Here is a 21,481-nt window from a genome sequence, read left to right as displayed (position 1 = left end):
ATCAAATTTGAAACTTCCAGATAGAAGGTTGAAGTATCAGCGCATGTGGTTCATGGTACAATAAACCAAATGAAAACTAGGTGGTTGATGTCCGTGAAAAACATCTGGAGCATATATGCGTCGGATTGGAAGCATATTTTCAAAGTTCCTACGGGAATTTTTTTAATGGTGGCCCTCGCAGTGCTCCCATCGGTATACGATTGGGTGAATGTCATCTCGGTTTGGGATCCTTATGCGCATACGGAGGGCATTAAGATTGCCGTAACTAGCGAGGATGAAGGCGCTATTGTGCAGGACAAGACAGTGAACATTGGTCACGATGTGATGGAAAGTTTGAAAACGAACAGGAAGCTCGGCTGGACCTTCGTTGATGAGGAAGAAGCCAAGCGGGGGGTGGAGCGGGGAGATTACTATGCGAGCATTCTCATTCCACCTGATTTCTCCAGGAAATTGACGAGCATTGCCAGCGGCAGCCCGCAGAAACCGGCTGTGGAATACACCGTGAACGAGAAGATCAATGCCGTGGCCCCCAAAATCACCAGCTCCGGCGTCTCGGCTCTGACAGCTCAAATCAACGAGAATTTTATGAAAACCGTCAGTGAGACTGCGCTTCAGAAGTTTGCTGAAGTCGGCCTTCAGATTGAAGAGGAGCTGCCTACGATTCGGAAGGTAGAAAGCGGCATTTTAACGTTGGAACAAAGCCTGCCGGAAGTGGAGCAGATGGGACAGAAGGTACTGGAGGTCGAGGCCAAGCTGCCCGAAATTCATGAGAAGGCTCAGAAGATTGTAGAACTCGAGCAGCACATTCCCCAGCTGGAGGAAGCGGGTAAAGCGATTTTGCAAGTTGAAGCTCACTGGCCTCAAATCAATGAAGCGGCACAGCAGGTTGTTACTTTGCAGAAGAAACTGCCGGAGATACAGCGCGCAGCGGACCGGGCTGCCGAGATTGCCCAGAACTTCGATAAGGTGGATGCTGCATTGAGTTCTGGCATAGAGAAGGCACAGCAAGCCGGGGAGATCGTTAGCACGGCGCAGCAGGCTTTGCCTAAAGTCGAGGAGATCGTCGAGCAGGGCGGTGCGTTTGCTGGTGCGGTGCAGGATTTTCTAATTAAGAATGAAGCGGCGCTGGATACGCTCCCGTCTGTTGTCAAGATGAACCTATTCCTCTTGCAGCAAACGGCTCAATCTGTGAGCCAGATTACACAGCAGTTGATGGACGCCAACCTGGACCCGCAGAAGGCGGTAACCGCTCTAACCTTCATTCAGGCTCGGCTAACCGGGGGAGCGGAGGTGCTGACTCGAACCATAGACTTGCTCCAAAGACTGAATGCCTATGTATCTAGCCCGATCATCACGGATTCGATCACCCGGCTTGGGACGCTTCAATCCAATATGCAGGAGCAGATACGGACGGTTGGAAGCATCATTTCGGCAATCAACAGCGGAACGAAGCCGACACAGGATCTGGTTGAACGGCTTAACGCTCGAGCTAAGGAAGCGGATGCGCTGCTTGGAGACGTGTTGTCCCGATATGATACGGAGATCGTCCCGCAGATGAAGCAGGCGCTGGAGAGAGTGAAATCAGCGGCTCAAGACGCTTCTGATACGCTGCAGATCGCCAAGTCACAGCTGCCGAATATCAAGGAGCTCCTGAATGACGCCCAAGCGGGCATTCAGTTTGGTCAGGAACAGCTTGCAGCGCTTCAGCAGGACCTGCCGCAAATTCGAGCTAAAGTTCAAGAAACTACAGCTGCTTTGCAGGATAAACTGGATCAGTTTACCCGTGCAGTGAACGCCGCCGCTGCATTCGTGCAGACGGATTTGCCCAAGGTAGGGGAAAAACTTCATGAAGCCTCCGATTTCGTTCGTCAGGATTTGCCTGGGTTGGAGCAGCAGCTGCATCAAGCCTCCGACTTTGTGCAGAACAAGCTGCCGGAAGTGGAGGATGGGGTCCATCAGGTGGCGGATTTGGTGCGAAATGACCTGCCAGATCTGGAAAACGCCGTACATCAAGCAGCGGACCGAATCAGGCAGGTGCAAGGGGACGGCAGCTTGGCCGACCTCTCGCGCTTGCTGCGCGGCGATATCGCGGAAGAAAGCGATTTTCTCGCTAGGCCTGTACAAATCAACGAGCATCGCTTATATCCGATTCCAAATTACGGCTCGGCGATGGCGCCTTTTTATGCGGTACTTTCCTTGTGGGTAGGGTCAACCCTGCTTATTTCTCTCCTGCGTATTGAAGTAGAAAATCCGGATAACAGATACAAGGGCTACCACATGTACTTCGGCCGCTTACTCACCTTCCTCACACTTGGACTGATTCAGGCTGTGATTATGACACTAGGTGATATATGGGTGCTCGGTACCTATGTTGTACACCCGGTATGGTTCGTGTTATTTGCCATATTGGTCGGAAGCATCTTTGTCACCATTACTTATACGCTGCTCAGTGTGTTCGGCAACATAGGCAAAGGCATTGCTATCGTGTTTATGGTGTTTCAATTTTCCAGCTCAGGAGGCACCTTTCCGATTAGCACGACGTCGCATTTCTTTCAGATGCTGAACCCCTATATGCCGTTCACCTATGCAATCAGCCTGCTGCGGGAAGCGGTAGGAGGAATCCTAGTAGCAACCGCAGTCAAAGACGTGCTCTGTCTGGTAGCCTTTATTGCACTCAGCTATCTGCTCGCACTTGCGCTCAAAAAGCCGCTTTCTGGGTTGATCAGGCGATCGGCAGAAAATGCGAAGCGCACGAAAATTATTTCCTAATCAAAATGTAAACAACGGTTCGCCATCCCCTATGAAAAAATTGGGAAACCCTATATGATAGAGGGAGAATGCTACGGATCGTTAGGACCCTTTTCATATCGGAGGATATTTGATGAAAGCAGATATAACCACGGGCTCGCTGCCTCTCTTTGAGGCGTTGGCCAGCTCGGTGCGCATTCAGATCCTGCATCTGCTTGCCGAAAGAGAGATGAACATTAAAGAGCTTGCAGAAGCACTACAGCTAAGCAGCGCTATCATGACCATGCATGTGAAAAAGCTGGAGAAAGCGAAGCTGATCAAAACCGCTATTATGCCAGGGAGGGGAGGTCAGCAGAAGCTGTGCTCGATCAACCCTGAGATGAGTAAGATCGAGCTGTACCTGCCTCAGAAGGATAAGTCCGCCATTCGCGAACACACGCATATCGAAATTCCGATCGGCCATTATACGGACATTGAAGTGAATCCGACCTGCGGCCTGGCTACCGTGAGCAAGCTAATCGGCAACTTTGACGACTCCCGCAGCTTTTTATCCCCTGAGCGGGTGAACGCCAAAATTTTGTGGATCGGCAGCGGCTATGTCGAATACAAAATTCCGAATTATCTGATCGCGAGCGAGAATCCGGTAGAGCTGGAGATTTCGCTTGAACTGGCCTCTGAAGCGCCAAGTGTTAACAACGATTGGCCCTCTGATATTTCCTTTTACCTTAATCAGCAGTACTTGGGACAGTGGACCTCTCCCGGAGATTTTGGCGGTACGCAGCGCGGCAGATATACGCCGGATTGGTGGAGCTCTGCGCTGAATCAGTTCGGGCTGCTCAAAATGTTCAAAATCAACAAGGACGGCACGTTCCTTGACGGACAGAAGCTATCCGACGTGACGCTAGGCGACCTCGATATCCGGCAGAAGCAGTGGACGCTGCGGATTGCGGTTTTGCCGGATGCCAAGCATGTCGGCGGACTTACGTTGTTTGGGAGCGGATTTGGAAATTACAATCAGGACATTGTCGTGAAGCTTTACAAGGAAACGAAGGAGTAAAGCATGCACAGACTGCAGCCATCAATCGATGGCTTTTTTGCTGCGACATAGAAACTGGAGCGAATTCCCAATGAAAAGCCCCATTTTCAAGAACGGCATGTTAGGTGTATACTTGACGTTGACGTGAGGTTTTCGACTGGAGGACAGCAGTATGCCGTTTTTAAGATTTAAAGGGTTTGACAAGCAAGTCATTGAGAGCATGTCAACATCGCTCATAGAGCAGTTTTGCCATATAGCGGACATTCCCGCGGAGATTGTTAAGCTAGAGCTGCTTCAAGTGGAGCGGGTTACGAACTCACCCTTGTCGGTAGAGATTTATATGTTTCAGAGGGAGCAAGAGAAGCATGACGCTATAGCGGCCATGCTGGACTCCGAGCTTTCGCAGCTCGGCTATCAGGCTCATATCTTTTTTGTGATTTTGTCTCCCGCTTTGTATTACAAAGAGGGGAAGCCGATCAAAGAAATTCCTCGCAAATCGGCGGGGACGGGCACTCCATTGCCTACAAGCCCTGTATAGGGCGAGGAACTATATAGGAGACTTGAAACATTTTTTTGCTGCAGCGCTAAAGATAGGCGTTAAAGAATCCGCGGCAGGAGAATGCTTTCAATCACGAAAAACGGGGGTCGCAGATGCGGCTCCCGTTTTCGTTCATTTATTTCGTTCTCAGCGAAGGTCTGTCGCAGTTGCCTTGTACTCTAATGTTCTGCATGAAATTTATAATCACAACTGATTGGGTAGACCATGAAGATACATTTCTATGCAGTCAGTGCTGCTTTTTAATGCTTTAATGGTCTTAGCATTCGGAGACGTATATATGGTCAAATAATCAACCTCGTCATAATCTTCTCGGATCGGAAAAGCAAGTTTTTCTTCATTTAATGAGAACTCTGCGTAGACTCCTGGTTTATTGCCTCGTGAGTCCAAGCGGATCCACTTCCCCAATTTTTGTACATAAACAGCGTTTAATGCATGAATACAATAGCCTGTGTCTGGAGTTTCTCCGAGCGTAAGTCGTTGATAGCAGAAGCCAGAAGGGATTCCTGCTCTTCGTAATATTGCACATAAGAGGTTGGCTTTTGCATAGCAAATTCCTTCTTTATGAATCAATGCTTCCGACGCGGAACAAGTAATTCTAGAGCTCTGGATGTCCCAGGAATGATCAATCTCATCACGGACATATTCATAAGATTTCTTAATAAAGTCCACTTGATCTTGTGAGGAAGCTTCCAATTTGATAGTCAATTCAGCAATCAAATGATGTTCAAAATCAACCTCATCTGTCACGATCAAGTAATCGTTAATGATTTGCGATTCAAGAATCAAGCTCATTTCATTCAGCCCCTAAACGATTATGTACAAGTAATCTCCATATGGTTGTTGGTATAATTATGCAACAAGATGAAAATATATTCAATACCGTTCATCATCTACATGTCCGTCTGCTGCGTCATCTCCAGCTTCTTCACGAACTCAGCTGCCGCCATGGACAGCGGCATATTCTTGAGTGTAATAATCCCCGTTCGGGTAGGCGGTATGGATATATCCAGCTCAATTTTGAAAAGAGAGCCGTCCGCGAGCTCCTTCGTTACAAATTCCTCGGTCACATAGGAGATGCCGAACCCTCTTTTGGCAAACTCAATCAGAAGATCCACACTGCCGAGCTCAATCTCGGGCTGAAGCGAGTAGCCGTGCTGGAGAAAAAGGCTTGTGATTAAATTCCGCGAGCTGCTGTTGCGCGAGAACAAAATGATCGGATAGGTCAGCAGCTGCTTGAGGGAGAGCCGCTGTCCAGCGAGCGCCTTATATTTGGGACCGGCAACAAAGCAATCCTGAAGCGTAATGCCCTCGCGAACGTGGAGCTGTTCGTCATGCCGCGGAGAGCGCACGATACCAATGTCCATGCGTCCTTCTTTCAACTGCTTGATGATCTCAGGTGTTGTACCGTGAACCAAATGAATCTGCACATGCGGAAATTCCTCATGAAATACCTCCAAGAACGGTAGCAGGTAATGCTTACAGAGGGAGTCGCTGCCCCCGATCTTAATCTCCCCGTCGCTAATATTTCTCAGCTCATCCATCTTCGCCTCGGCCGAAGCGATGAGATTGTAAGCCTGCTCAATGTAGGAGAAGAGGACGGCACCCTCAGTGGTCAATTCCACCCCCTTAGAAGTGCGGGCAAACAAGATGAGACCCAACAGTTCTTCCAATTGTTTGATGGAATGGGTAACGCTCGGCTGGGTAATAAAAAGCTCCTTGGCGGCCTTAGAAAGGCTTCCTGACTTGGCAGTCAGGTAAAATACTTTGTATAGCTCTAAATTATACATATAGACACCTTCTATAACGAGTATTCAAACTATTAATTATTTCAATGTTATTTCGTTTATTATAATAAAAAATAGCAGAAGAATCACATTCAAAAAATCATGGGAGGCGAAATTTTTGGCACAGACCACTGTTTCGATCGAACAACTTAGTATTAACACCATTCGTACCTTAACCATCGATGCCGTTGAGAAAGCAGCTATGGGACATCCGGGTATGCCGATGGGGGCAGCTCCGATGGCGTACGCGCTTTGGACGCGTCATCTGAAGCACAATCCGTCCAACCCGAAATGGGCGGACCGCGACCGTTTCGTGCTGTCTGCAGGACACGGATCTATGCTGCTGTACAGCCTGCTTCACTTGAGCGGCTATGATGTGACGCTGGACGATATTAAGGAATTCCGCCAATGGGGCAGCAAAACGCCGGGACATCCGGAGTACGGACATACAGCGGGAGTAGAAGCGACTACAGGTCCGCTTGGCCAAGGTGTTGGCATGGCTGTGGGAATGGCCATGGCGGAAGCGCATTTGGCATCGGTATATAATAAAGAGAATTATCAGCTTGTGGATCACTATACGTATGCAATTTGCGGAGACGGAGACCTTATGGAGGGGATATCCGGTGAAGCGGCTTCACTGGCAGGCCATTTACAATTAGGCAAGCTGATCATGCTTTATGATTCCAACGATATTTCGTTGGACGGTGAACTGGGCATGTCGTTCTCGGAAAGTGTCCGTACACGCTTTGAATCGTACGGCTGGCAGTACCTTCGTGTGGATGATCAGCACGATGTTGATGCAGTGAGCAAAGCGATCGAAGAGGCAAAGGCAGATTCAGGCCGTCCAACGCTGATTGAGGTGAAGACGACGATTGGCTACGGCAGTCCGAACAAGGCCGGCAAAGGCGGCCATGGCGGCACGCACGGAAGTCCGCTCGGCAAAGAAGAGCTGCGGCTGACGAAGGAAGCGCTGGGATGGCCTCTAGAGCCGGATTTCTATGTGCCGCAGGAAGTCAAGGATCACTTCGCTGCGTTCAAGCAGCAGGGAGCAGAATCGGAAGCTGCCTGGGAGCAGCTGTGGAACGGCTACGAGGCTGCTTATCCGGAGCTTGCGCAGCAGTTCAAACAGGCGACAGCCGGCGAGCTGCCGCAGGATTGGAACGCGGATGTGCCGCGCTTCGCTCCGGAGGACGGAGCGGTTTCGACGCGGGTCGCATCTGGCAAGGTCATCAACGCGCTGGCGAAGCGCGTGTCTTACCTGGTTGGAGGCTCCGCGGACCTGGCGAGCTCCAACATGACGATGATTAGCGGCGAAGGTGCATTCAGCGCCGCGGATTACAGCGGCCGCAACCTCTGGTTCGGCGTGCGTGAATTTGCCATGGGCACAGCGCTGAACGGCATGCTGCTGCACGGCGGACTGCGCGCATTCGGCGGCACGTTCCTCGTGTTCAGCGATTACCTGCGCGGCGCGATTCGCTTATCCGCGCTGATGAAGCAGCCGGTCGTGTATGTCTTCACACACGACAGTATCGCGGTCGGTGAGGACGGACCTACGCACCAACCGATCGAGCAAATTCCATCGCTGCGCATGATCCCGGATTTGACCTTGTTCCGTCCGGCGGACGCGAACGAAACGGCGGCCGCGTGGGAATACGCGATGCAGGCCAAAGAAGGCCCGTTCGTCATGGCGCTCTCCCGACAAAACCTGCCTGTACTTCCGGGTACCGCAGAGGCTGCTTTTGCCAACATCGCACAAGGCGCTTATGTCTTGTCCGACTGCGAAGGCATGCCGGATGTACAGCTGATCGCGACGGGCTCAGAAGTAAGTCTGGCCCTGGATGTGCAGAAGAAGCTGCAGGAAGAGAACATCAAGGCTCGCGTAATCAGCATGCCAAGCCGGGAGCTGTTCGAACAGCAGCCTGAAGATGTGCGCAATGCCGTCGTTCTTCCACAGGTGAAAGCGAACGTCGTCATCGAAATGGCGTATCCTTCCGGCTGGGATGAAGTTACCGGTGGCGGCGCGCTCCAGATTGGCATCCGCAAGTTCGGCGCTTCTGCGAAAGCGGATCGCGTGATTCGCGAATACGGCTTCCATGCTGAAGGCATCATCGAACAGATCAAGAAAAAGTTTTTCTAAACATTTGAAAAAAGGCGGGGATGGACGATGAAATTTTTTATCGACACAGCGAATGTAGAGGAAATTCGTAAGGCTCACGAGCTGGGCGTAGTAGCGGGGGTAACGACGAATCCTTCTTTGATTGCTAAAGAGGGCAGAGACTTCTTTGAGACGATTAAAGAAATCATCACCATTGTCGGCGACGTTCCGATCAGTGCGGAAGTCATCTCGCTGAAAGCAGACGAAATGGTCGAACAGGGCAAGAAGCTGGCTGCACTGTCTCCGAATATCGTGATCAAGCTTCCGATGACCACGGAAGGACTGAAGGCAACAAGTGTATTCAGCAAGCTTGGCATCAAAACGAATGTTACGCTGATTTTCAGCTCTACCCAAGCCCTGCTTGCCGCAAGAGCCGGAGCGACGTTCGTGTCCCCGTTCATCGGCCGTTTGGATGACATCAACCAGATCGGGATGAATCTAATTAAGGAAATTGCTGACATATTCCGTATTCACGGTATTCAATCCGAAATCATCGCGGCAAGTGTGCGCCATTCCGCGCACGTCATTGAAGCTGCTTTGGCTGGCTCACATATCGCTACTGTGCCGTACAAAGTCATTGAGTCCATGACGAAGCATCCGCTGACTGACGCGGGAATCGAGAAATTCCTGGCTGACTGGGAAGGCGCCAAGCAAAGCCAGTTTTAAATAGTGTAATGCCATAGTAACCCAGGATTCGCTTCTTATAGCGAGTCCTTTTTTGTCAATTCGGCTATATCCGACCTTTGCCTAAAGCACCGTTAGCAGGGTATAGTTACTCCAAAAGGACAAAGGAGTTTTTGCGATGATCATCAGTGACATAGCGTTATGGGAACAGGAAAGGCACCTGATGCCTGCTGCCGTTCAAAGAGGAATTGAATACATTCGCAGTAAAGATATCACCCAGTGGGAGCCCGGTAAATATGAGCTGGAGGGCAGCCATATGTTTGCCTTGGTGCAGGAAACGGAGACGAAGCCCTTCCTTGATCAGCGCCCTGAATCTCATCAGACGTATACGGATATTCAGCTGCTCGTCAGCGGCTTGGAAAAGATGGGGGTAAGCAAGCTTACACCGGGCCTTACGCCTGTAGAAGACAATTTCGAGAGAGGAGATATTGCTTTCTACGACAAAGCCCGAATCGAATCCGAATCGGAAATTGTTCTGCTTCCTGGTATGTACGCCGTTTTTTTTCCTAGCGATGTACATCGTCCTTGCTGCTCGGTGGTAGACAATGGACCGATTAAAAAGGTTGTCATCAAGATTCACCGGGACCTGTTAAGAGCTTCGGTTTAACGTGCCGTGTGTTCTCCGAGAGCTGTTAACACCTTGTTATTCGATTGAAAAAAGAGACTGGCTCCCGCCGCGATTTTCTGAAAACTACTGTCCCCTCCATAAACCTTGATCAACAGTCTGAGGCTCCACTTTGTGGGGCCTTTTTGTGTTCCTGCGAACGGAGATGACACTTTTTACCCTCAATTAAGCACGATATTTCATGGCGAAATAACTGCCGGCAAGGTAAATTGAGTGTAGAACAAGTTTAGAGAAATGGATGAGAGGGTTGGTTATAGAATGAAACGGCATGTATTAGGGGCAACAACAGCAGGGCTTGTAGCGTTAAGCTTGATCACAGCAGGCTGCGGCAGTTCAGATTCGGGAAAAACAGACACGGCAAATAACGCGGGCGCGGCAAGCTCTGCTCCACAAGAAAGCGCCTCCGCTAAACCGGTGACGTTGGAACTCTTCCAATATTCACCGGAGATGACAGACGCTATGCATCAAATGGCAGAACAGTATCACAAGGAAAATCCGAACGTGACCATCAATGTTACGATCAATCAGGACAATTACTATCCGCTGCTCAAAACGAAAATCAACGCCGGTGAAGTGCCGGACATCTTTATGACAGGCGCCTATAACGACAATAAGACGTATCAGGATTATTCTTATGACCTGACGAATGAACCTTTCATGGCGAATATCGCCGACAGCGCCAAGACAGGTGTGACTCTAGATGGCAAGGTGTTGGGGTACCCTTTGATCCTTCAATCCTACTCCTTTATTTACAACAAGAAGCTGTTTGCTGATGCCGGCATCAAGGAGCTGCCGAAAACCTTCAGCGAGCTGGAAGCAGCCGCGAAGCAGCTGCAAGCTAAAGGCATAACGCCGTTTACGAACGGCTACAAAGAATGGTGGGTACTCGAGCAAACGATTACACCGATTCTTGCATCAGCCGGCGGCGACTATGCGCAGACATATGCTGATATTAATGCAGGTAAGAAAAAGCTTAGCGATATCAAAGAGCTTGTCAATCTCTTCCCGTTGATTGACCTGACGCTAAAATATTCGAGCGGTAAGCCCCTCGAGACTGATTTTAATACATCGGTTTCGGATTTCGCTCAAGGTAAAGCAGCCATCCTGCACCAAGGAAGCTGGGCGGAAGACGCCATTCGCAAAATTAATCCGACAATCGACATCGGTTTCTTGCCTCATCCAGTTGGAGAAGACGGATCAAAAGCAGGCTTAATGGTTGACTCTAACATTGTATACAGAGTCAATAAGGATTCGAAGAATCTGAAGGAAACACTGAAGTTCTTCAATTGGCTGACTACATCGGAATACGGCAAAAATTTCGTTCCTAAGGTTGTGAAGCAAATCTCCACCATTAAGGACGCGCCTTTCCCGGATTCTCAATTGGCTAAAGATACGAGCGAGTATTTGAAAAACGGCAAGACCTACCCTTGGGTAAAAGGATATTATCCGGATGGATACGAGCAGCAAGGCGGACAAATACTCCAGCAATATGTCGGAGGCGTAACGGATAAGGATAAAACTGTGGCGCAGCTGGACAGTACCTGGGCTAAGCTGGCTAAGGCAGCGCAATAATTGTAAAGCTTATGGGGTGTGAGAGATGACTACAGCTAGTAAACGTTGGAGGGAATTAGGCGTCTTCATCACGTTCGTGGCACCGGTTCTCGTTCTAATTCTTCTTTCGGCAGAAATTCCGTTTATCATGTCGCTCTATTACTCTCTAACGAAATGGAACGGAATCTCTAAACATATTACGTTTATTGGACTTCAGAATTTTAAGGAACTATTTCTAACCGACACAGATGCGCTGGCTTCGTTCTTCTTCACATTACGCTACAGCGTAGCCACTATTGTCGCAACGAACGTAATCGCTCTTTTGCTGGCGGTTGTGTTAACCAAAACGTTTAAACTCACAAGTATTCTCCGCGCAGCGTTTTTCGTGCCATACATCGTTAGTTTAGTTATTATCGGGTTTATATGGAAATTTGTATTTTCCAATGCGTTCAGCTCACTCTACGAGTGGACGCATTGGCCGCTCTTTCAGTGGAGCTGGCTGGGGACGGCTGACCTAGCATTTATCTCGGTTGTCTTTGTGAGTGTATGGCAATCTGTCGGTTTTTACATGATGATCTACATCACAGGCCTGCAGTCGATTCCCGGTGAATTGAATGAAGCCGCGGCCATTGACGGCGCCAACGGGTTCAACCGTTTTTTTAGGATTACACTTCCGCTTCTCATGCCGTCTTTAACGGTAGCGTTATTCCTTTCCATTTCCAATTCGCTGAAGGTCTTCGATATTATCTTCACACTAACTTTCGGCGGACCCGGCAAGACGACAACCAGCTCAACTATGGATATTTATAACGAAGCCTTTGTGAACAATCGTTTTGGTTATGCAACTGCCAAATCATTGATGTTTGTCGTCCTTATTCTTCTCATCACCTTGATTCAGGTGAAGTTCTTCAAAAGCAAGGAAGTGGAAGCCTGATGCAGAACAAAGGATTCACAAGAAGTGTCAATACGGCGGTCACGATTGCAGCCTTACTGTTCCTCTATCCGTTTTTTCTTGTTGTGATCAATACATTTAAAGGCTATAAGGAAGTCGTTACGAACGTGCTCAGTTGGCCAGGCGAATGGGTGTGGGACAACTATGCAATGGTCTGGAGCTTAATCCAGTACCCTAAGCTGTTCACGAATACATTGTTGCTCACTTTGGCAAGCGTAGCGGGCATCGTGCTCTTCGGCGCTATGGCCGGTTACAAGCTAAGCCGGACGAAGACAAGGCTCAGTACATTCCTGTTCTTCCTAACGATCGCACCGATGATGCTGCCCTTTCAATCGTTTATGGTGCCCTTGACCAAGCTGGCCAAGGAGTTGCACCTGATCAACCATTTGCCCGGATTGACGCTTGTTTATTGGGGCCTAGGATGCCCGATGGCCGTATTCCTGTTTCACGGTTTTGTTAAGTCGATACCTATGGAACTGGAAGAATGCGCTTCTATGGATGGCTGCTCGTCCTACAGGATCTTTTTTAACATCATTTTTCCTGTCATGTTGCCCGTAGTAAGTACGGTCATTATTCTCAATGTCATGTGGATTTGGAATGATTTCCTTCTGCCGCTTATTATGCTCAACGGAAAAGAGGCTACGCTGCAGTTGGCTTCCTATAAGTTCTTTGGACAGTACAAAAGTGAATGGAACTATGCACTGACAGCGGTTGTTATGGTTACTCTGCCGCCTATTATCTTCTTTTTGTTTATGCAAAAGTTTATTATCAAAGGAATGGTAGCCGGAGCTGTCAAGGGCTGATAACCGGCTTCCTCCTTGTAAGTTTTCTCTTGCGTGAATAGGTCCTTCGGAGATAGTATAAGGAGAAAATTCATGAATAGGCGGGAGCGCGCATATGGCGCAAAAATATTGGAACCGAGCCAAGCAGGCCGTCATGGGACGGCTTCGCAACAAGCTCGTTTTTGCTTTTTCTCTGCTTGTTGCCCTTATTGTCATCTTACTGTCGTATCTCTCCTTTCGGCAAACGGTCAGTCTCAGTGAGCAGAGCTTTATGGAAAGCAATCAGAAGCTTCTGAAATTAGTTAACAAAAATTTAGACAGCTACCTGTCGCAAATCGATGAGCTATCCTTATCACCGCATAAGGACATCCAGTTTATGGATGCGCTCTATTCTGATGAGTATCTCGGACAATTTTATATTCAGAATCAAATGAAGAACTGGTTTTATTCCCGGGAGGATATTGAGCGGTTAACCATTTATACCCCCCGTAACAGGCAAGAATATACGATTTCTCGCTCTGCTACAAATTTGGTCCAGCATACGGATTTCCAAACGGAGAGTGAATCGTGGTTTCAGGAAGCCGTACACAGCCCTCATTTTCGGAGCATAGAACCCAAGCCCGAAGCGGGTCAGGAGCGTTCAAACGAGCTGCTCACCTTTCACCGGATTATTATTAATATCGCAGATAAAGCACCGCTTGCCGCTGTCTCGATCACCTTGAATGAGAAGGAGTTCTCGCATATCATCAAGGATTTGTCCGATGATAAGGAAGAGGCGATTGCTGTCTTCAACGACCACAACCAACCTATATACATCAAAGGCTCAGCTTTCATGGAAAGCGGTGTAGAGGAGCTGCTTCAGCAGGTGAGCCCGAGCAAGGAAGAGACTCAGCTTCTCACCTGGCCTGCGCATAAGGACGATTTGATTATGGCCCATTTTTCCTCTGGTAACCAGTGGAAGCTTCTGAAGCTGATACCAAAGGAAATGATGAATCAAGGAGCGGAACGTGCAAGAAACATGAATCTTGCTATTGGAAGCGGGTTTGTCGTGTTCGCCATTGTGGTGACTGTATTTGTATCCAATGCGATAACACGCCGATTAAAGCTGTTTTCGAGACACATCGAGCGTTTAGGAGAGGGACATTTCGAGCCCAGTGCTGAAATCAGGGGCATGGACGAGGTAGCTCATCTTTCACGTAAATTTAATCAGATGGTCGTACGGATCGATGATCTGATCGCCGAACGGTATGAGCTTGCATTAGGTGAGCGGAATGCCAAGCTCAAGGCGCTTGAAGCACAGATCAATCCGCACTTCTTATACAATTCTCTGCAAGCGATTTCTACGGAAGCGATCGTAAATGATATGGAATCGATCCATAGCATGGTCGATGCCTTGGCTTCATCCTTGCGGTACTGTATCCGAGAGAGCGATACGGTAAAAGTCATCGATGAATTAGCGCATATCTCCAATTATTTACTGCTGCAGCATGCCCGATTTGGCAGTAGGCTTCACGTGCGCATAGAGATTGAAGAGGAAGCTAACGAGTGTATCATTCCGAAGATGTCGCTCCAAATCTTGCTTGAAAATGCAATTGAGCATGCACTGGAGCAAATGTCAGGTCCTATTCATATCAACATTACGGGTGAAATTACCGGTAACCGTCTTGATTTGCAGGTATCGGATGACGGTCCGGGCATCACATCTGAGCGGCTTGAACAAATCATCGCCGGATTCGATGAGGATTATCTTGCCTATCAAGACAGTATTGGACTAAAGAACTTGCATTCGCGTCTAAGGCTTATGTTCGGTTCTGAAGCATCGCTAACCATTCGGCAAAACGATCGCAGCGGGACCGCCGTAGATATAGGATTACCTGTTAGAAGGGAGAGCGGCATGCATGTATAGTGCGCTAATCATCGATGACGAGCTGCCGGCACGAAGAGCGATAAGAGCCTTAGGTCAGTGGGAGCAATTCGGGATTACGGATCTTTATGAAGCGGAGAACGGCATGCAGGGGCTGGAGCTTTTGGCCGAGTTTAGGCCCGATGTGGTGTTTATTGATATGAAGATGCCCGTCGTGAGCGGTGTTGAATTTATGAATCAGGCCGTGAATGTTATGCAGACCAAGTTTATTGTGATCAGCGGGTTTGACGATTTCAATTATATGAGGAGCGCTATTCACTCCGGGGCTGTTGATTACTTGCTGAAGCCGATCAAACGAAAAGAGCTGAATGAAGCTTTAGAGAAAGCGGTCGAGCAGCTGAAGGCGGAGCAGAGCAGGCAGCAGCGTGAGGTAGCAAGCGGTATCATGCACAATATATCGATGCCGCTTGTGAAGGAGAAGGTGTTTTCTTCAATTCTGGACCATACAGGACGTCATCATCGGATGGAAGAGCTGGCAGACTTCATTGATACGAAGCAGGGAGATCTATTTTCAGTCGTTGTCATATTGGCCCTGAATATCGCTGAGGTGTGCCGCAATAATTTTTATGGTGATCCCCATAGCTGCTACTACGCCGTGACGAATGCGCTAAATGAACTGCTCGAAGAGCTGGGAGACGCATTCAGCTTCAAGAGTGGAAGGGATGAGCAGGAAATTGTCGTGATCCTATCCTCCGGTCAAGCCGTTCCCGCCCATTACGCGCAAGAACGGATCCGTCATGCGCTTGAGAAGCTGCGAGAGACTTTTGGCTTTGATTGCATAGCATCATTCGATGAATCCCCGTGCAGTATCGATCAATTGGCGGCAGCCTATGAATCGACCAAGCTTGTTTTGCTGCAAGCCGACTTGTTACATGTGTCCCCTGTCTATGTATGCGGCGAAAAGGTGAATGAAGCGGTGGTACGCGAGTCCATTCTTACCTTGAAGGAATCCTTAGTACATGCATTAGAGGCGGGCAGCTCCAAATATGCGCTCAGTCTTATCGAGAAATATGTTCAGCATGTGACTTCAACCGGCACATTTACGGTAGAGGCAATGATCAAAATCGCAGCCGAGCTCCGTGTGTTACTTGAGCAAATCCTCAAAGAAATGGATGTCTATAGCTCTGAGTGGCCAAGCATATATGACAAAAGATTTTCGCAGCCGGTGATGCGCTTCCATATGTTCCAAGAGAGACTTCTAAACTGCTTGGAAGAAGCGTTCAAAATGATATTGGACTCGCGCCGGACCTCTCACAAATTTGATGTTGAGAAAGTAAAGAACTATATCGAACGCCACTATTACGAAGAAATTCCGATTTCACTGTTAACCGATACCTTTTATCTAAGCAAGGAACACCTTCATCGGTTGTTCAAGCAAATGTACGGCTGCGGAGTACATGAATACACGCTAAGAGTTCGGATGGAAAAGGCCAAGGAGCTTCTTGCGGATGACCAACTCAGAATTCAGACGGTTAGCGAAAAAGTAGGCTTCAAGGATACGAACTATTTTAGCAAAGCATTTAAAAAGCACTGCAGCGTATCCCCGGTGGAGTTCCGTCAACAGCTAGTTCAAGCGGGGAGCATCCAGGATTCGAACAGTAGACGAACTCTATAATTCAAACAGCTGCAACTCTAGTCAGCATGATTCCGAGCTTGTTCCATGAATGCGTGGCGGTAATCCGTCGGAGTCATGCCCTTCAGTGCTTTGAACGTTTTGATAAAATAACTGGGACTTTCGAAGCCGACTTCGCTTGCGATGTCGATAATTTTCGTGTGGGGGTTCTCCAGACACCGTATGGCTTGCTCAATTCTCAAGGAGTTTATATATTCAACCGGCGTTTTCTTTACGATGGATTTGAAAAATCGGCAGAAGTGCCCTTCGCTCATCGCTACGAGCGCTGCGAGCTCCCCGAGGGGAAGACGCTCCTTGTAATTCTCGCGGATATACGACAGAACGGGCTTAATCCGTTCTATTTTTTTTGCGTCTGAGGAGATTCCCGGTAGATCGGAAGAATGTTCGCTATGGGGGAGCAACTCGGCGAAAATGGCCAGCAGATCCGCTTTTATTTTCAGCTCGAAGCCTGCGGGCTTTCCCTCATATTGCCGCATCATATCCTCCATATAATGGAGCACGGATCGCTCCCAGGCTGTGTGCCTACGATAAATATCCGGAAGCAGCAGCTTCCGCTCGAGCCAGGGGCTGAGATATTTATTTTGAATTGCGTCATACGTGCTGCTGCTGAGTAGCTGGGGATCGCAAACAATGGCATGAAAGTAGGCGGGCTGCTCCTGGTCGGGATAACTGGCATGCAGCTGGCCGCTTGGAATCAGCAAGCCCTCGCCCTGCTGAAGAATGACGGTATCAGTTCCGATATGAAACAGCGCGCTTCCATACGTCATATAGATTAGTTCAATTTCTCTGTGCCAGTGGTAGCTGAAGAACAGCCCGTTGACCAGCTCCACTTTGTAAACGCTTAAAGGAAACAGGACATCGCCGTGCATCCGGCCCTCGTGTAAAGCCTCGAAATCCATCGTTTCACATCCCGGATATCAAAATTGTTATATCAAATGATCAGCATACTGCAAGACAAACAACGGTTAAAGATATTATCATTTTACATAGATGAACCATGGATGATCAATATATTTATAACAGGGATCGATAAGGAGATGACCGGCATGAAATTTAGCGATGGCCAATGGATGACACGCAAAGGATACCAGATTATTAGCCCGGTAGAGGTGCATGATGCAATGGCGACAGACCGGACGCTCACACTGTTCGGGCCCCCTAAACCGATCGTAGACCGGTCCGGCGAATTGGACACTCCTTTAATCGAGGTTAAGCTGTCTTCACCGATTCAGGATGTCATTCGTGTGCAAATTGTTCACCATAAGGGGAAAAAGCAAGCAGGTCCTTATTTCGCCATTCACAGCGAAGATGGGCATGCTGTTGAGGTCATAGACAGCGAGCACGAAGCTTGTTTAATCAGCGGCGGGCTGCGAGCAAGTATTCACCGACACGAGCCGTGGAAGCTGCAGTTCGATTACAACGGACGCAAGCTGACGTCCAGCAGCTTCAAGAACGCAGGCTATGTGATTTCCGAGCATCCCGGAGAAAGCACATTTGTCAGAGAGCAGCTTGATTTAAGCGTAGGAGAAAGCGTATACGGGCTGGGCGAGCGATTTACTCCTTTTGTCAAAAACGGGCAAAGTGTGGACATCTGGAATCGTGACGGGGGGACGAACTCCGAGCAATCTTACAAGAATATCCCATTTTATATCACGAATAAAGGGTATGGGGTTTTCGTTAACCATCCCGAACAAGTTTCCTTCGAAGTAGCTTCTGAGAAAGTATCCAAGGTGCAGTTCAGCGTTGAAGGGGAATATCTGGACTATTATTTGATCGGCGGAGCCAATTTGAAAGAAGTGCTCGGCAATTACACGACGTTGACAGGTAAGCCTGCTTTGCCGCCGGCATGGACATTTGGTTTATGGCTGACAACCTCGTTTACTACGAATTATGATGAGTCTACCGTAACCGGCTTTATTGACGGCATGGCGGAGAGAGATCTGCCGCTGCATGTCTTCCACTTCGATTGCTTCTGGATGCGGGAATTCCATTGGTGTGATTTTGAATGGGACAAACGGATTTTCCCGGAGCCGGAGAAGATGCTGCAGCGACTCAAAAACAAAGGGTTGAAAATTTGCGTCTGGATTAATCCCTACATTGCGCAGCGTTCCTATCTATTTGAGGAAGGGATGCAGAACGGATACCTGCTCAAGCGGCCCAATGGCGATGTCTGGCAGTGGGATATGTGGCAGCCGGGAATGGGGATCGTAGACTTTACGAATCCTGCGGCCTGTGAATGGTTTGCAGGCAAGCTTCGCAAGCTGGTTGATATGGGAGTTGATTCCTTCAAGACAGATTTCGGCGAACGTATTCCAACGGATGTCGTCTATTATGACGGGTCGGATCCATTCAAAATGCACAACTACTACACACAGCTGTATAACAAAGTCGTGTTCGAGGTGTTAGAGGAAAAGCTGGGCAAAGGCGAAGCAGCATTGTTCGCTCGTTCCGCTACCGCAGGCGGACAGCAGTTCCCCGTTCACTGGGGCGGAGATTGTACGGCCACGTATGAATCCATGGCTGAAAGCCTTCGCGGAGGGCTATCCCTGGGGCTGTCCGGCTTCGGCTTCTGGAGCCATGATATTGGCGGCTTCGAGAGCACGTCTACCGCGGACCTCTACAAGCGTTGGGCTGCTTTCGGCCTAATGTCGAGCCACAGTCGATTGCACGGCAGCCGCTCCTATCGGGTTCCGTGGATGTATGATGAGGAAGCGGTCGATGTGCTGCGCTTCTTCACAAAGCTGAAGTGCAGACTGATGCCTTACTTATTCGGCAAAGCTGTGGATGCCTCCAGAAAAGGACTGCCGCTCATGCGCGCTATGGTGCTCGAGTTCCAAGACGATCCAACCTGTGATTCGCTTGACAGGCAGTATATGCTGGGCGATTCGCTGCTCGTAGCGCCTGTGTTCGATGAAGAAGGGGTTGCCGTTTACTATCTCCCTGAAGGTGTATGGACGAACTTCCTCACAGGGAAGCGGGTAGAAGGTGGAAAATGGCTGAAAGAAAAACACAGCTATCTGAGCATTCCGCTTTATGTTCGCCCGAATTCACTAGTGGCTGTAGGGAAGGTAGACGACCGACCTGATTATGACTACCCCGCGCAGAGTGAATATCATCTGTTCGAGCTGCAGGATGGTCATAGAGCGGAGTCGCGCATGTATCATCCGGAATCCAAAGAAGAGGCAATTCTTACCGCTGTGCGTAAAGGAAATACGATCGATATCGTCTCCTCCGGGTCCGCCGCTCATGCGGAAGGCTGGAGTTTGATTCTCAGAGGGATTACTTCTGTAAGCTCAGTGAACGGCGGCACAGTGGAAGCTCATGAGCAGGGTGTCCGAATTTCGGCGGCCGCTTCGAGAACGCCGGTCAGCATTCAGATTTAATGTTGATAGTGAGTCGCGATAGATGGAGTGGAGAGAATGGTAGTTTTCGAGAAAAGCTATTGAGGCAAGTAGCGATCTTGGAGTTATCGACAAAAAGCCCTAGTGAAACGGGGAACCGTTTCACTAGGGCTTTTTTAAATTTTGGGGCTTCCCGCAAAGTGCTTGTATTATTTCAAAGGCATAGCATCACTTTGTGGGGTTACTTCGTTATGCCGGCTTCACGGCACTCATCATTTTGCTTTTTTCCAGTTGCCGAAGCGGTAGTAGATGACATTGAGCACCACCGCTACGATGAATCCGATCGGGAAGCTCCACCAGATGGCGTCGAAGCCGTAGGTATGCCCCAGATACACGGCAAGCGGATTGCGGATCAACAGCAGCGCTATGAATGCGACCACAAGTGGGAAGACGACCGCGCCAGCGGACCGGACAACCCCTGCTACAACATTGAAAATACCGAAAATAATAAATGACCACAAGCTGATATTGTTAATATGCTCTCCCCAGATCAATCGCCTTGCCATCAATCGGCAGGAAGAGGGAAAGCGCCTCGCGGTTAAAGACATGCAGCAGCAGCACCAAGACTCCGGTCAGTACGATGTTGGTCAGCACGCCCGTCCATGTGATGCGGGAAACCCGATCCCATAACCCTGCTCCGATATTTTGCGCCGCCATGGAGGTAACCGCCCCGCCGATTGCCATGGCAGGCATCTGAACGTAGCTAGAGATTTGCATCGCTACACCGAAGGCAGCAGTAGCCTCTGACCCGTACGAGTTGACCAGATGAATGAGGATGAGGTTGCTCAGTGATACAACGACCATGTTAAGCCCCATAGGAAGCCCTTTTTGTACAAGAATACGGATAAGCGACCAATCAAGCCTCAACATATGCAAATCTTGTTTTGTAATCCGCAGGAAGTATTTTTTACCATATAAATAGAGGATAAGCAAGGCAAGGCTGACAGACTGCGCGATAAAGGTAGCAATGGCGGACCCGGATATGTCCAGCTTAGGGAACGGACCATAGCCATTAATAAGAAGCGGATTCAGAGCTACATCCAGCACTGCGGATAACAGCAAAGTAAAAAGGTGTTTTTGCATCACCTGATCCCCGCAGAACGGCCATAATCAAATTGAAGCCGAACATGAACGGTACGCCTGCAAACATAATACGGGTGTAGGATATAGCCATTTCTTTGACGTCCGCCGGGGTATTCATCCAACCCAAGATTAGGGAGCTAAAGAAGAGGCCAATCAAAGCGACGACAATAGAAAGCACGCAAAAGAAGACCGTACTTGTACCGACGACTTTCTTGGCTTCTTCCACGCGCTTTGCTCCCAAGTTTTGACCGATGAGAATAACGGCAGCCATGGCGATGCCGAAGATGGCGCTGATGAGGAAGAACATAATGATATTGGCATTCGAAGTGGCAGCCAAGGCTTGCTCTCCCAAGAATTTGCCGATCCATATAGAATTGATCGAGCCATTCAGCGATTGTAATACATTCCCAAGTAGAATGGGCAGAGAGAATAGAATTAATGTTTTCCCGATAGGACCTTCTGTTAGGGAAGGACGGGCTTTTGGAGTGGCTGAACTCATGGTAATCTCCTTTAGTGATGTAATCGATAACTCCTTCTAGTATATTCCACAATTATGAAGCAAAT

The 21,481-nt window shown here is 48.9% G+C and carries 15 protein-coding genes and 1 pseudogene; 12 read left to right on the top strand and 4 right to left on the bottom strand.

All coding sequences use genetic code 11. The features are described from left to right. Positions 1-93 precede the first annotated feature (93 nt). The 3 genes from L0M14_RS22790 to L0M14_RS22780 all read left to right on the top strand — a co-directional run bounded on the left by L0M14_RS22790 (position 94) and on the right by L0M14_RS22780 (position 4,322). On the top strand, positions 94-2,769 hold the full coding sequence (locus L0M14_RS22790; protein ID WP_235118824.1) for a YhgE/Pip domain-containing protein: 2,676 nt from the start codon (positions 94-96) through the stop codon (positions 2,767-2,769). A 112-nt stretch (positions 2,770-2,881) separates the two neighbouring features. Further along, entirely contained in the window at positions 2,882-3,805 is a 924-nt protein-coding gene (locus L0M14_RS22785; RefSeq protein ID WP_235118823.1) for an ArsR/SmtB family transcription factor, read from the top strand. A gap of 151 nt (positions 3,806-3,956) precedes the next feature. Further along, positions 3,957-4,322, top strand: a complete 366-nt coding sequence (locus L0M14_RS22780) for a DUF1904 family protein (RefSeq protein ID WP_235118822.1) — start codon at positions 3,957-3,959, stop codon at positions 4,320-4,322. A gap of 204 nt (positions 4,323-4,526) precedes the next feature. Here the strand turns inward: L0M14_RS22780 and L0M14_RS22775 are convergent, their stop codons facing one another. Both L0M14_RS22775 and L0M14_RS22770 read right to left on the bottom strand, forming a co-directional pair. Next, the gene (locus L0M14_RS22775) at positions 4,527-5,135 is read right to left on the bottom strand and encodes a transglutaminase-like domain-containing protein (RefSeq protein WP_235118821.1); all 609 of its coding nucleotides are present in this window, start codon (positions 5,133-5,135) and stop codon (positions 4,527-4,529) included. Between the two features lie 98 nt (positions 5,136-5,233). Further along, positions 5,234-6,130, bottom strand: coding sequence for a LysR family transcriptional regulator (locus L0M14_RS22770; protein ID WP_235118820.1), 897 nt, complete (start codon positions 6,128-6,130; stop codon positions 5,234-5,236). Between the two features lie 115 nt (positions 6,131-6,245). Between L0M14_RS22770 and tkt the strand changes: the two genes are divergently transcribed. The 8 genes from tkt to L0M14_RS22730 all read left to right on the top strand — a co-directional run bounded on the left by tkt (position 6,246) and on the right by L0M14_RS22730 (position 16,415). After that, the gene (gene tkt, locus L0M14_RS22765; protein WP_235118819.1) at positions 6,246-8,264 is read left to right on the top strand and encodes a transketolase; all 2,019 of its coding nucleotides are present in this window, start codon (positions 6,246-6,248) and stop codon (positions 8,262-8,264) included. Positions 8,265-8,291: 27 nt separating this feature from the next. After that, positions 8,292-8,948 (top strand): fructose-6-phosphate aldolase, encoded by a 657-nt coding sequence (gene fsa / locus L0M14_RS22760; protein WP_235118818.1) that lies wholly within the window; start codon positions 8,292-8,294, stop codon positions 8,946-8,948. Positions 8,949-9,084: 136 nt separating this feature from the next. Next, positions 9,085-9,573, top strand: a complete 489-nt coding sequence (locus L0M14_RS22755) for a NanQ anomerase/TabA/YiaL family protein (protein ID WP_235118817.1) — start codon at positions 9,085-9,087, stop codon at positions 9,571-9,573. 276 nt (positions 9,574-9,849) lie between these two features. Next, positions 9,850-11,163 carry an ABC transporter substrate-binding protein gene (locus L0M14_RS22750; RefSeq protein ID WP_235118816.1) on the top strand — a complete coding sequence of 438 codons (1,314 nt, stop codon included), beginning with the start codon at positions 9,850-9,852 and terminating at the stop codon, positions 11,161-11,163. 25 nt (positions 11,164-11,188) lie between these two features. Then, positions 11,189-12,076, top strand: a complete 888-nt coding sequence (locus tag L0M14_RS22745; RefSeq protein WP_235118815.1) for a carbohydrate ABC transporter permease — start codon at positions 11,189-11,191, stop codon at positions 12,074-12,076. Next, positions 12,076-12,897 carry a carbohydrate ABC transporter permease gene (locus tag L0M14_RS22740; RefSeq protein WP_235118814.1) on the top strand — a complete coding sequence of 274 codons (822 nt, stop codon included), beginning with the start codon at positions 12,076-12,078 and terminating at the stop codon, positions 12,895-12,897. The genes L0M14_RS22745 and L0M14_RS22740 overlap by 1 nt, the downstream gene beginning before the upstream one ends. 94 nt (positions 12,898-12,991) lie before the next feature. Further along, the gene (locus tag L0M14_RS22735; protein ID WP_235118813.1) at positions 12,992-14,782 is read left to right on the top strand and encodes a cache domain-containing sensor histidine kinase; all 1,791 of its coding nucleotides are present in this window, start codon (positions 12,992-12,994) and stop codon (positions 14,780-14,782) included. Then, a complete protein-coding gene (locus L0M14_RS22730) occupies positions 14,775-16,415 on the top strand; it encodes a helix-turn-helix domain-containing protein (protein WP_235118812.1) in 1,641 nt (546 codons plus the stop codon). The genes L0M14_RS22735 and L0M14_RS22730 overlap by 8 nt, the downstream gene beginning before the upstream one ends. 17 nt (positions 16,416-16,432) lie before the next feature. Here the strand turns inward: L0M14_RS22730 and L0M14_RS22725 are convergent, their stop codons facing one another. Continuing rightward, positions 16,433-17,332: an AraC family transcriptional regulator gene (locus L0M14_RS22725; RefSeq protein ID WP_235118811.1), complete on the bottom strand. Its 900-nt coding sequence runs from the start codon at positions 17,330-17,332 to the stop codon at positions 16,433-16,435. A 147-nt stretch (positions 17,333-17,479) separates the two neighbouring features. Between L0M14_RS22725 and yicI the strand changes: the two genes are divergently transcribed. After that, a complete protein-coding gene (gene yicI / locus L0M14_RS22720; protein ID WP_235118810.1) occupies positions 17,480-19,816 on the top strand; it encodes an alpha-xylosidase in 2,337 nt (778 codons plus the stop codon). A gap of 230 nt (positions 19,817-20,046) precedes the next feature. On the opposite strand, the pseudogene L0M14_RS22715 reads toward yicI, so the two are convergent. After that, positions 20,047-21,416, bottom strand: a pseudogene (locus L0M14_RS22715) (MATE family efflux transporter). Between the last annotated feature and the right edge of the window lie 65 nt (positions 21,417-21,481).

Origin of the sequence: Paenibacillus hexagrammi (assembly GCF_021513275.1) — a bacterium.
Lineage (GTDB): Bacteria > Bacillota > Bacilli > Paenibacillales > NBRC-103111 > Paenibacillus_E > Paenibacillus_E hexagrammi.
Note: the sequence above shows the minus strand (reverse complement) of the source record. Positions and strands in the feature narration are given on the sequence as shown.

Excerpts from the sequence above, each read along its gene's own strand:
- L0M14_RS22785 (WP_235118823.1), top strand. The coding sequence starts at position 2,882 with ATGAAAGCAGATATAACCACGGGCTCGCTGCCTCTCTTTGAGGCGTTG.
- L0M14_RS22780 (WP_235118822.1), top strand. The coding sequence starts at position 3,957 with ATGCCGTTTTTAAGATTTAAAGGGTTTGACAAGCAAGTCATTGAGAGC.
- L0M14_RS22770 (WP_235118820.1), bottom strand. The coding sequence starts at position 6,130 with ATGTATAATTTAGAGCTATACAAAGTATTTTACCTGACTGCCAAGTCA.
- L0M14_RS22755 (WP_235118817.1), top strand. The coding sequence starts at position 9,085 with ATGATCATCAGTGACATAGCGTTATGGGAACAGGAAAGGCACCTGATG.
- L0M14_RS22735 (WP_235118813.1), top strand. The coding sequence starts at position 12,992 with ATGGCGCAAAAATATTGGAACCGAGCCAAGCAGGCCGTCATGGGACGG.
- L0M14_RS22730 (WP_235118812.1), top strand. The coding sequence starts at position 14,775 with ATGTATAGTGCGCTAATCATCGATGACGAGCTGCCGGCACGAAGAGCG.
- yicI (WP_235118810.1), top strand. The coding sequence starts at position 17,480 with ATGAAATTTAGCGATGGCCAATGGATGACACGCAAAGGATACCAGATT.
- fsa (WP_235118818.1), top strand. The coding sequence starts at position 8,292 with ATGAAATTTTTTATCGACACAGCGAATGTAGAGGAAATTCGTAAGGCT.
- L0M14_RS22775 (WP_235118821.1), bottom strand. The coding sequence starts at position 5,135 with ATGAGCTTGATTCTTGAATCGCAAATCATTAACGATTACTTGATCGTG.
- L0M14_RS22740 (WP_235118814.1), top strand. The coding sequence starts at position 12,076 with ATGCAGAACAAAGGATTCACAAGAAGTGTCAATACGGCGGTCACGATT.
- L0M14_RS22750 (WP_235118816.1), top strand. The coding sequence starts at position 9,850 with ATGAAACGGCATGTATTAGGGGCAACAACAGCAGGGCTTGTAGCGTTA.
- L0M14_RS22745 (WP_235118815.1), top strand. The coding sequence starts at position 11,189 with ATGACTACAGCTAGTAAACGTTGGAGGGAATTAGGCGTCTTCATCACG.
- L0M14_RS22725 (WP_235118811.1), bottom strand. The coding sequence starts at position 17,332 with ATGGATTTCGAGGCTTTACACGAGGGCCGGATGCACGGCGATGTCCTG.